Source organism: Reinekea sp., assembly GCF_046710285.1.
In the GTDB taxonomy this organism is placed as follows: domain Bacteria; phylum Pseudomonadota; class Gammaproteobacteria; order Pseudomonadales; family Natronospirillaceae; genus Reinekea.
In genome coordinates this window covers 43,278-54,998 of the sequence record NZ_JBKEGY010000024.1, presented here as the reverse complement: position 1 = coordinate 54,998, position 11,721 = coordinate 43,278, and the positions used below count along the sequence as shown (strand labels likewise).

The following is an 11,721-nucleotide window of genomic DNA, read 5'->3' as shown; positions in this document are numbered from 1 at the left end:
AAACTAAGCTGACCCATTGCCATATAGAACTTGGCTGGCTAGCAACTACTGGTTGGTTAGTTTCGTTCGTGCTGCTTTCTGTTTGGCTAGGGCGACTAGTCGATGCTGTTATAGTGATGTTACGGCTCGGTAAGGTCGCGTATTCGAGCTGGTCGGTTTCTATGTTCCACCAAGGTATGCTTACTTTTGGTAGGGTTAGAGTAGGGCCAGCGTTAGTTTTAGCCGATAAGGCGGTTATATCTTTTCGTGTGCCTTCATTTTCAACGTTTTTGAAAATTGGGTTGTCACGATAAAGTTGAAAAGTAGCGTTGTTTTCAATAGCAGCTAGTGGGTCGGGTAATAGGTTGGCGCTTAAACCAGTGACGGTTTGAGTAATACTCCAGCTGAGGTGTTCGTTTTCTTCCAACGAAATTTTTTGACTTAAGTTATCTTCAACTTCTAAATTCTCAGCCGGCAACCAGTAAGCGCCTGCAGGGTATTCTGCGGGAATCGGTTTTACAGTTATTTTAGGTGGCTTTGCATTTAGATTAATACGCTGTGCAGGCCGAGCGCTGGATACTTGATATTGCCCCAAAAACGCAATGTCAGGTAAGCTAAATTCACCAGCTTGCCTCGGCGTGAGCGTGATGGTTCTTTTATAAACGTTGTAGCTTTTTCCTTGGCGAGTCTCAACAGATTGTTGCTCGGTGTCGGTGCCTTTTTCAAAGCCAGGGAAGCTGTAGTTTGAGAACTGGCCAGTCAAGGCAATGCGATAGGCAATTTCGATCGTTAGGCTAATAGTCTGATCAACGTAGGGGCTTTTATTACTAACGTCGATGCTGTATCGAATGGCATCTGGGTCTAAATTATTGGTACGACTCTTTGAATCTTTTACATTGATAAAAAAGGCATCGCTTTGTTCGTTGTTTACTGTAAATACGGGTAAGCCGAGCAAGCCAAATTCTTTAGGTGCGAGCCTAAATTGATATTCTGTAACGGAAGTACGTTGACCATTCACGGATGAAGATTGTGATGATTGACCGCGTGAGATAATCGTAAAAATACTTTCCAGTGCGGAAATGTCGGCACGACTTAATTGAGTTGAAGGTGAAACCGAGACGGTAAGTATGAAGGTTTCGTCATCGTAAATTTCAAGCCGGTCCGCGCGCGCCGTTACTTGGGCAAAACCTAATGAAGCCGTAAATATGAGCAGTATCAATAAAAGCGCTTGTTTACCCATTACCATAATGTGCCTTCTTCTTGCGTTGGGTTTTGTTGGAACTGATATTTAAATTTGTGCTGGGTTACATAACCCGGTGTTGACTCTAATTGATTCAATAGAGATTCAATTTGTTGCTGTTGACGTAATTCTTCAGGGCTCAGTGCTGATTCGTTTGTTTCCTGGCCTTGGTTTGCGTTTTGTTGGTCGCTTTCTTCAGGCTCTTCGTTCGACTCTTCGCTAGCTTCTGCCTCCGACTGTTGTTCTGACTCGGTTGGTTCAGCGGCCTCTGAAGGAGAATTTTGACTCTGTTCAGGTTCGCCTTGCTCTGACTGATTAGATTCTGACTCGGAAGACTGAGGATCACCGGCTTCTTTGTTGTCTGGTTGCTGCTCCGTAGATGAATCTTGTGATTGCTGTTGCTCTTGTTGCTTTAAGAACGCTTCAATGGCTAGTTTGTTGTTGCGAGCATTCGTATGATCCGCCAAGGTTAGAGCTTGATCATAGGCGCTAATAGCTTCTGGGAGCTTGCCTTGTTGTGCCAAGCTATTGCCATAGTTATAAAAGCCTGTCGCCGTGTTTAAGTTTTCAAACTCATCAGCCGCTAGTTCATAATCACCCAAACCAAAAGCCGCATGGCCTTTTAACTCAGCTGACTTAGCAGTTTCTAGTGCCTGTTGATATTCTTGCTGATCAAGAAATTGTTTCGCTTTTTGATCGGCGTTTAAAAATAAGTCACTGATCTCGTTTGCGTAACTGTCGCTCGGATAAGAAACAAACGCAATGACCGCAACGGTAAACAACAAATGCGCTTGGCTTCTCATCAATAAAATAAAGAGCGCAATAATCGGGATAACCAACCAATAACCCACTTCTTGGCTATTGGGTACCAATGTCTTCTGGTTGATGTTTTTACTGAGCAGGTCAGGTGTCGGTTGGTCACCTAAATTGATCGAGTTAAAGCCAATTTTTTGCCCGATATTATGAAGCTGCGAACGATCTACTTTAACAATGACCATGTTATCGCCATCGGTTAAAAAACCGTTGTCGTTAGGTAAGGGGATCGCGCTGCCTTGCTCGGTGCCTATTATAGCTAAGTATTTATTGGCTTTTTCAGGAAGCATGCGTTCAATTTTATCCGCTTGCTTAAGCGTAATGTCATCCGTTAACCAAAGTATATTTAACTGTGATTCAGGTAAGGTATTTAGACGTTCATTGAGCAATGCAAAAGCATACTCAGGATGACTGCCAAGTGCAGGCATTATAAATGGGTCAATAGGGGCAAGCTGAACATCTAAGGTTTTAGCATCTCCGGTAAAGGGTGTTAACCAGTGCGCAGAGCCAGAATAAACGATGACGGCAGATTGTGAGAATAGCCCGTTTTGCGTCCAATCCGTGATCATGCGCTTTGCCCGCGTAATTCTATTCGGCGTTACATCGGTAGCTTCCATTGATAAGCTGTTATCCAAAATCACTACAAGGTTCCCCTGCGTGGCTGTTTGCACATTACCAAGCTTGAGTGCGGGCCCAGCGATAGCAATGATAGCGAGCGCGAACATAAGCGGTAACAACCAGCTTTGTTTGCGATGCGATTGTTTAAGGTTTCCGGCAATGGCTTGGTATAAGTCAGCTTCTATAACCTGCTGCCAATTTGTTTTAGGTTGGGCATGCTTTAACCACAGATACGTGATGGGAATTAAAACAATAAAGAGCCATAACCACTCGGGTCTAACAAATGTCATTGTATTGTTTGCCTCCTAAACCAAAGGTGCGAAGTTGTTAGGAGCATGGTTAACAGCATGGCAAGAGACAGCGGCCAATAAAACCATTCACTAACCACTCGATATTCCTGCCCAGCGTCTTCGCTCGGTTCTAAGGTATCGATCGCAGCAAAAACACTTTGTAATTCGGCACTACTGGTGGCACGGAAAAACTGGCCGCCGGTTAAGTTAGCAATTTCACTGAGTGTTTTTGCATCAACAGCGTCGCCAAAAAAAGCAGACCCTTTGCGACCAAAGCCAATGGTGTGTACTCGAATATCACTTTGTTTTGCAATCTCGGCGGCATCTAATGGCGTTATACTGCCAGCATGGTTTTCACCATCAGACAACAAAATAATTACTTTCTCAGGTGTATCAATTTCACGTAGGCGTTGCACGGCCAAAGCTAACCCGTCACCAATGGCGGTACTGTCACCGGCCATGCCGGGCAGTAAATCAATTAGAATGTTTTTTACTGCATCAACATCGGGAGTCAAGGGGGCTTGAATGTCTGCAAATGAGCCAAAGACCACCAAGCCTAAAAAATCACCACGGCGCTCTATGGCAAAATCACCGACTATCGCTTGCACCGCCTGATAACGAGCCACTCGCTGATTGTTCCAAACCATATCGGTTTCACCCATGCTGCCAGAAATATCAACACTGAGCATTACACTGCGACCAATATTAGGTTGTGCGGTGGGCTCGCCGAGCCATTGCGGACGAGCAAGCGCGACAATGAGAAGAGACCAAGTTAACCAGACTAAGAAAAAGCGGCCAGAGACCCACTTTCTTTTTTGTGATTTTTGCGACTGAGATCCTATGGTCGCTAAATATGGGTGTGCAATTGCTTCTTGGCTATAAGTGCTCATCGGTTTTTTTATCAGTAGCCCAAGTGGGGCTAGGATGAGTAACAGCAACCAAGGCCAGGCGAAGGTCATTGCGGTGCCTCCTTAGTCCAGAGCTTAACAAGTTGTTTGATTTCCGACCAAGGTAGTGTTGGTTGCTGGTTATCGCGATAGTGAGCGTTTACCCAAGCAGGCAATTCAGTCGTTTGCAGCGTTGATAATATGTACTGAGAAAATTGTTTGTCATTACAGCTGGCCAACGTAACAGAGTGATTCTGTAATACTTTGCGCAGCAAAAGGTGTACATCACTGCACTGCGTGAGTGACTTAGATCGACGAATTGTTTTAAGTTGTTTTAAGTAAGTACGTAATTTTTGAGTTCTGCGCCAATAAAAAATAAACGCGGTAAATAATGCCAAAGCTATAATTAAGACAATCCAATAACCGATGGCCAATGGCCAGGGGCTAACAACCGTTATTGGATCATTCGGTGCTAGTTGCTCTAACAGCTCCGGCGGTACCGATATTTGGTTTGCTAGAAATATCAGACTGGCCATTTAGATACATCCTGCCAATCAAAGGACTGATTCGAAGCGCTTATAAGCAAGCCACCAAAGTAGTGCGCAAGTTGCGCTAAAGACTGCTGCTTTAACAGGAACTGGTCAGCATGTTCGGTTCGGGCTGAGTGACGCTCAGTATCAATGACGGTTTGGGTCGAGCGATGTTTGACGGGTAAGCGGCCAGAGCGCGGCAGTTCCTGCTCGAAGTGATCTACAACCTGTAGTAAGGTAATCTTATTGATTCGAGAAACAGGAATGGCTTGTCTTATCATACTTAAATTAGTTTGTTGAAAATCGGACAGTAACCACAAGTTGGGTTTGCCTCGCCAATGACTCGGCCAGTTAATGTCAGTTGAGTCGGGAATTGTTTGATACGTATTGGCTAAATTTTCATGGCTTGCTGCTAATGCATGACATGCTTGGGCCGCTTGTTGTTTGTTGCTGATTTTAAACTCATCAAACTTATCGCCTACTTGTATCATGAGGCGAAGAGGATGTTTTAAATGTAAAAAACGCCAAACAAGAAATGCCGCCCAATGCACTAACATGACTGACTTTAAACAGCGTGACGTGCCAAAGTAGCAACTCGGCGTTAAGTTTATCCAAATGGCTTGTTCAGCATGGCGGTCTTCTTCCATCACACGTACAAAAGGTAATTGTTTTCGTGCGGTTATTTTCCAGTCAATACGACGAATGTCATCACCGTTTTGGTAATGCTTCATTTCAATAAACTCTCGACCTTGCCCTCTAAAAAACGAGCGTTGATCGCCCGCTTTACGTGACTTGGTTCGGTCATTCTTTAAGCGGCTGGTGTCTTGCGCAAGCAACTGAGTATTGAGTAATGCCTCGATACTGACCGTTGCCCCCTTTATGGCAAATGGATCGTATGCAGATAGCGCGTTCATTAGGCAATAGCGACCGATTGTAATAATTCGTAGATAATCGCGTAGGCATCTCTACCTGAGGCTTGGGCATTGAGTGAAATAACAATGCGATGTGCGAGTACCCGAGACGCAACCCGTTGTACATGATCAGGGGTTACAAACTCGGAACCTTCTAACCAGGCTAAACCACGCGCAAGGCGCTCTAAGGCAATCGTCGCACGAGGCGAAGCACCATAATCAATTGTGCTTGCAAGGGCAGGGCTATAAAGCTCAGGCTCTCTAGTGGCGTGAACCAAATGCAAAATGTATTGCTCTACCGCATCACTGACGTGTATGTCATTTAATGCTTCTCTGGCCTGCAATAGTAAATCTAAGTCTAAAGAGGTCAGTTCAGGTAATTGATGGGCTTGCTCGGCGCGAGCTAAACGTAATATTTTTTGTTCATTTTCAATGCTGGGGTAATCTAAATTTACCTTCATAATGAAGCGATCGAGCTGAGCTTCGGGTAGCGGATAAGTACCTTCGTTTTCTACCGGGTTTTGAGTCGCCATGACTAAAAACGGGTTTGGCAAAGGATGTGTCGTACCGTTAACCGAAACTTGCTTCTCAGACATGGCTTCTAAGAGTGCTGACTGAACTTTAGCCGGTGCCCGGTTGATTTCATCGGCTAAAACGAGGTTGGCGAAAATAGGCCCAGCTTGGAATTCAAAGCGATGCTCTTCAACGCGATAAATATCTGAGCCGGTAACATCAGATGGCATTAAGTCAGGTGTGAACTGGATGCGCTGGAAATCACCATGAATGGAGTCGGCTAGCGTCTTAATCGCGGTTGTTTTTGCTAAACCGGGCGCACCTTCGACGAGTAGATGCCCATCGGCCAGCAAACATAGGATCAGAGACTCAACCAATTCTTCTTGACCAATAATGCGGGTGACGAGGGATTGTTTTAACTGATTAATCGCGTTTTGGGCGTCCATAAATGTAATCTTAAAATAAATTGACCAAATGAAACCCTAAGTTATGAGCGTTAGACGCGGGTTTCAAGCTTGTTTACTGGTTAATTTCATTTTATTTATAAAATTGATGATTTCAACCAATTAAGGGTGGTCTTGGTGCAGTATTTAGAATACACCTATTCTATATAGGTGCTGCGGCTTTGCGGTTTTCAATGATAAGATCTTTCTTTTGGCAATTGTTCCAACACTCACTAATCTAGGACTTACTTTGTGATACGCGGTTATATAGATGTACTTCGTGCTTATTGGCCGATGCTGATATTCGGCTTGTTAACAGTTTTTTTCGGTAATTTTGGACAGTCGTTCTTTATTAGCTGGTTTGCAGCGCCTATTCAGGCTGAACTTGCACTGTCTTCTTCTTCCTATGGTTTGGCCTACTCTGTGGCGACACTGTGCAGTGGATTGATTATCATGGTGGTTGGCGGATCTATTGATAAAGTGCCATTGAGTCTTTTTGTTTCGGTTATTTCACTTGGACTATTTTCTGCCAGCTTGGTTATGTGGCAAATGGACTCAGTGGTCAGCTTGGTGATAGCCTTATTTATGCTGCGGTTTTTTGGTCAAGGGCTATTACCTCATACCGCAATGACCTCGATGGGACGATACTTTTCAGCTAGTCGAGGAAGAAGTATTAGTGTTGCTGGTAGTGGAGTGCCTATTGGGGAAATGCTATTACCTTCACTTCTGGTGTTAGTGATCGCTCTTGTAGGTTGGCAGAACAGTTGGTTAATCGTCGCGTTGTCGATAATCTGTATTTACTTGCCGGTCACTCATTGGTTACTGCATAAAGCAGGACCAAGTGAAGTAGACCAGCTAGGCATCGTGACGAAACAACAGGCTCATAATGTCCCCGATGGTTCGCGAAGAACAGTACTGCGCGATAAACGTTTTTGGTTGGCACTACCATTGATACTAGCGCCTGGATTTATTGTGACCGGTATTTTTGTTCAGCAACCGTATTTTCTGAGTGAAAAAGGCTGGAGTACTGCTCTGTTTGCGACCAGTTTTGTCATTTACGGGGGTGTTCATTGGTTAACCTCTCTTGTCACCGGTACGCTAGTTGATCGTTATTCTGCCGCGAGTCTGTTAATTTTTTTAGGCGCACCACTTTTCTTAGGGCTCGCTACAGCCGCGACTTTTAATGGCGTCTGGGTTGTCTTTGTGATGATGGCAATGCTTGCGGGAGGTATTGGCATGGCGGGCACTATTACCAATGCACTATGGGCCGAGGTTTATGGCACCACCCATCTAGGCTCGATTAGGTCATTGAATACGGCGCTAGGTGTTATGAGCACGGCAGCATCACCGTTTTTGTTAGGGATAATGATCGATGCGGGCGTCAGTGTCTCGGCGATACTCTGGTCAATGGCCGTTTTTGTATTAGTTAGTTTAGTATTGGCTCGCCAATCATTTCGGGTTTGAGCTAATATTAAGGTTATCAGACCTCGCCATGAGGCCTGATTCCGCAGTCAGACAACCCTTTTCAATCCTAAAGGTCTAATTTTGAGTCCACTAACAAAAAATTATGTTTATTTTTGTGCCGCAACATAGGTGAGTATTTTTCATCTGTATGCCGATAGTGTGTCGATTAAAATTGACTCAATTGCTTGAAAGAGTGCGCTGAGCTGCAATATTCCAGTTTATAGTTGAGTTTAATTTGACCAATCCAAGCAAGGCTAAAGGGTGGAGCTAGGTAGGGGCTATACCTCGGTCATTTTCATACTTCACCTTTAACTCTGACTGCGTATGATTCTCTTCAACATCAGTTTTGCCATGATCTATAACTTATAGATTATGTTCACTTCACAACCATACGGGTGGTATTCCTATGCCGAGTAAAAAGTCAGTGGCACCAAAGCCAGCACTTACCGCAAAGCAATTTAAAGAATCTGTCGTCAAGCATTTGCGATCTACATTAGGTACATATGAAGAGAAGGCTTCTAACCAAGCCTGGGGCCAAGCGGTTGCCGCTGCGGTCAATGAGTTCGTATACGATGGTGTCAGTCGTACACGTAAGACGCACGCCGGTAAAAATGCTCGAGCAGTGCATTACCTATCGTTAGAGTTTTTGATGGGTCGCTTGATGTCTAACAACCTACAAAACTTGGGGTTGTATGAAGTTGCTGAACAAGCATTAAAAGATTTGAACCTTGAAATTGCCGACATTTTAGAAGAAGAGCCCGATATGGCTCTTGGCAACGGTGGTTTAGGCCGCCTAGCCGCATGCTTTATTGATTCAATGGCAACCTTAAATATTCCTGCTGTTGGTTATGGTATTCACTATGAACATGGTTTGTTTCGCCAAGAGTTTCATAAAGGTCGTCAGGTAGAGCGTCCGGATCAGTGGCGTGAATTTGGAAGTCCATGGGAGATTTGCCGCCCAGAATCACAGCAAATCGTCAAACTATACGGTTATGTAGAAACCGTTTATGACCAAGGGAAAATCAGCAAAGTTTGGCATCCAGCTCGTACTTTAAGAGCCATACCTTGGGATATTCCAATTGTCGGTTACGGTGGTCAAAACGTTAACGTTTTACGTTTATGGGAGTCGCGAGCTGACAAATTCTTTGATTGGGATGTGTTTAATTCTGGCGGTTACGTTGATGCTTATGCTGAATCTGTGCAAGCAGAGACCGTATCAAAAGTTTTATACCCAAATGATGAAACGGAGGCGGGCAAAGAGCTTCGTTTAATTCAGCAATACTTCTTCAGTGCCGCCTCTATTGCCGATGTTATGCGTCGATATAAAGCTGCGCATGGCGATGACTTAGGCAACTTTGCTAAGTTAAACGCGATGCAGTTAAACGATACACACCCTGCTATTGCGATTCCTGAATTAATGCGCGTATTGGTCGATGAAGAAGATTTTGCTTGGAATGATGCTTGGGCAATGACTCGCGAAACTTTTTCTTACACCAACCACACTCTATTGCCAGAGGCATTAGAAAAATGGCCACTTAAGTTGATCGAAAAAGTACTTCCGCGTCACATGGAAATTATTTTAGAAATCAACAGCCGTTTTCTGACACAAGAAGTAGAACCAAAATGGCCTGGCAACGATGACATAAAGCGTAAACTTTCTATCGTTGAAGAAGGCGAAGCCCAGATGATTCGTATGGGTCACCTATCTGCAGTTGGTTCACACACGGTCAACGGTGTGGCGCAAATTCACTCTGAATTAGTTAAGAAAGATTTGTTCCCAGAACTTGATGCATTGTGGCCAGAAAAGTTTGTCAACGTGACCAATGGCATTACGCCACGGCGCTGGATGAAAGCATGTAACCCGCGCTTATCAACGCTTATAGAAAAGCATGTCGATACAGATTGGCCGCGTTATTTGGAAAAACTAGAAGGTCTAAAGCAATTTGCTGATGACACTGATTTCCAAAAAGAATACATGGCTGTTAAGCGTGCAAACAAAGAAGACTTTGTTAAAGTCATTAAAGAGCTGACTGATGTAGATGTCAGTGCAGACGCTATTTTTGATGTGCAAATTAAACGCTTACACGAATATAAACGTCAGCATCTAAACTTGTTGCATATTATGGCGCTGTACCGTCGAATCTTGATCGACCCAAGTTACGACATGCACCCACGTGTGTTTATATTTGGCGCTAAGGCGGCACCGGGCTATAAGTTGGCAAAAGATATTATTTTTGCGATCAATAAAGTGGCAGAGAAAATCAATAGCGATACTCGTATAAACGATAAGATCAAAGTTGTATTCTTACCTAACTACCGTGTGTCTTTAGCTGAAAAATTGATTCCAGCATCTGACGTATCAGAGCAAATCTCTTTAGCCGGTAAAGAAGCTTCTGGTACTGGTAACATGAAGTTGGCGTTAAATGGTGCCATTACTATTGGCACGATGGATGGCGCAAACATTGAAATTGCCGAAGAAGCAGGCAAAGACAATGTAGTTATTTTTGGAATGGAAGTAGACGATGTTGTTGCCTTGCAAAACAAAGGTTACAACCCGGCAGAATACTACAGAAATAACGAAGAGCTTAAAGCGGTTCTTGACTGGTTAGAAGGTGACTTCTTTACTCCGGGCGAACCCGGCTTGTTAGCCTCGGTTAAGCATAACTTAGTTGAAAGCGATCCATTTATGGTCTTACCAGACTATGAAGCTTACTCTGAAGCGCATAAAAAGATTGATGCTTTGTATCGCAACCCTAAAGCATGGGCACGCGCTGCTATCATCAATACAGCGAGTTTAGCGAAGTTCAACTCAGACCGTTCGATCCAAGATTATGCCGATTACATTTGGCATATCGATGGCGTACCAGCGGCTAAGAAATAAGCTGTAGTTGGGTAAACACAAAGGCGCTTCGGCGCCTTTTTTGTTTTCTGAAGGTGGCAGTCTGTAGCGGAGGTCGGCGTTGAGGTACTGTAAAAACAGGAACGCCGTAAACCCGTCCATGGGGGCTCGTCATTGGCATCCATGCCAATGAACGTCCTGTTTTTACAGTACCCCAACGCCTTAAAGTGTGGGGTTAGATAGATTTTATGGTTAGCTTTTTGAAAGTGATTAGCTTTAATGTTAATGCGGTGCCGAGCAGTGTGACTACCATGCCGGCTAATAATCTTAGGCTGAGCGATTCATCCAAGAGAAAGACACCCCAACTCACCGCGAACAGCGGTACTAACAAGGTTACATTCGAAGCCATAAAGGCACCTGCTTCTTTCATGATTTTGAAATAGATAATAAAAGCGATGCCCGTAGAAGCTACGGCGAGTAACAGCGCGCTAACCCATGCTTGCGAACTTGGATTTGCCTCAGGCCAAAAATAGATTCCTGGAATTATTAATATAAGGGTCGAGGCAAGCATACTGCCGACGGTTATTTCAATGGCGCTTAGGTGGTTTAACGCATGTTTGGTGTAGTTACCTGCGAAACCGTAGGATGTTGCTGCCAATAACCCAGCCGCGATCGCCCAGCCAGTGCCTAAACTGCCAAAGTTCATTTTGTCAGACGATAAAATAGCCACACCAATAACCGCAACCACTAAGCCCGCACTCTGACTTGGCTTGATCGTTGACGCAAAGAAAAGTGCCGCGATTAGGGCGGTAAAAATGGGTGTTGTTGAGTTTATCAGTGAAGTAAAGCCTGAATCTAATGACAAAGCGGCATAAGAAAGGGCGGTAAAAGGTATAACGTGATTTATTAACCCCAGTAACAGCAGTGGCTTTGCATTGTTTTTAACCGTGTTGAGCAATTTACGGCTGGCGAAAAAAGGTAATATAGCAATAACTCCTACGCTCATGCGGATAAATATTAGGCTTACAGGCCCAAACTCTGGTGCGCCAATGCGCATGAAAAGAAAAGAGGCTCCCCATAAGGCCGATAATACAATCAATAAACTAAAAGACTTGGCAGACATTAAATTGGTTCCATTGGGGCGTAAGGGATTCACGCAGAATGCATGGCTATGCTAGGCTAAGTGCAATGCAA

Annotated in this window: 9 protein-coding genes; 2 read left to right on the top strand and 7 right to left on the bottom strand. The window is 44.3% G+C overall.

What is annotated here, in order from left to right; all coding sequences use genetic code 11:
- The 6 genes from ACI882_RS14785 to ACI882_RS14760 form a co-directional block, all read right to left on the bottom strand.
- Positions 1–1,219: BatD family protein (locus tag ACI882_RS14785; protein WP_411748521.1), on the bottom strand; the 1,219-nt coding region annotated here is incomplete at its 3' end.
- A complete protein-coding gene (locus ACI882_RS14780) occupies positions 1,219–2,940 on the bottom strand; it encodes a VWA domain-containing protein (protein WP_411743500.1) in 1,722 nt (573 codons plus the stop codon). The genes ACI882_RS14785 and ACI882_RS14780, both read right to left, overlap by 1 nt.
- The gene (locus ACI882_RS14775) at positions 2,937–3,899 is read right to left on the bottom strand and encodes a VWA domain-containing protein (protein ID WP_411743499.1); all 963 of its coding nucleotides are present in this window, start codon (positions 3,897–3,899) and stop codon (positions 2,937–2,939) included. Before ACI882_RS14775 ends, ACI882_RS14780 begins: the two co-directional genes overlap by 4 nt.
- Complete coding sequence (locus ACI882_RS14770; RefSeq protein ID WP_411743498.1) at positions 3,896–4,363, bottom strand: DUF4381 domain-containing protein; 468 nt, start codon at positions 4,361–4,363, stop codon at positions 3,896–3,898. Before ACI882_RS14770 ends, ACI882_RS14775 begins: the two co-directional genes overlap by 4 nt.
- Positions 4,351–5,271, bottom strand: coding sequence for a DUF58 domain-containing protein (locus tag ACI882_RS14765; RefSeq protein ID WP_411743497.1), 921 nt, complete (start codon positions 5,269–5,271; stop codon positions 4,351–4,353). The genes ACI882_RS14770 and ACI882_RS14765 overlap by 13 nt, the downstream gene beginning before the upstream one ends.
- Positions 5,271–6,227 carry an AAA family ATPase gene (locus tag ACI882_RS14760; protein WP_411743496.1) on the bottom strand — a complete coding sequence of 319 codons (957 nt, stop codon included), beginning with the start codon at positions 6,225–6,227 and terminating at the stop codon, positions 5,271–5,273. The genes ACI882_RS14765 and ACI882_RS14760 overlap by 1 nt, the downstream gene beginning before the upstream one ends.
- A 249-nt stretch (positions 6,228–6,476) precedes the next feature.
- On the opposite strand from ACI882_RS14760, the gene ACI882_RS14755 reads away from it, so the two are divergent.
- Positions 6,477–7,688, top strand: a complete 1,212-nt coding sequence (locus ACI882_RS14755) for an MFS transporter (protein ID WP_411743495.1) — start codon at positions 6,477–6,479, stop codon at positions 7,686–7,688.
- A gap of 406 nt (positions 7,689–8,094) precedes the next feature.
- Positions 8,095–10,569, top strand: coding sequence for a glycogen/starch/alpha-glucan phosphorylase (locus ACI882_RS14750; protein WP_411743494.1), 2,475 nt, complete (start codon positions 8,095–8,097; stop codon positions 10,567–10,569).
- Between the two features lie 193 nt (positions 10,570–10,762).
- On the opposite strand, the gene ACI882_RS14745 is transcribed toward ACI882_RS14750, so the two are convergent.
- A complete protein-coding gene (locus tag ACI882_RS14745; RefSeq protein WP_411743493.1) occupies positions 10,763–11,650 on the bottom strand; it encodes a DMT family transporter in 888 nt (295 codons plus the stop codon).
- Positions 11,651–11,721: the final 71 nt, after the last annotated feature.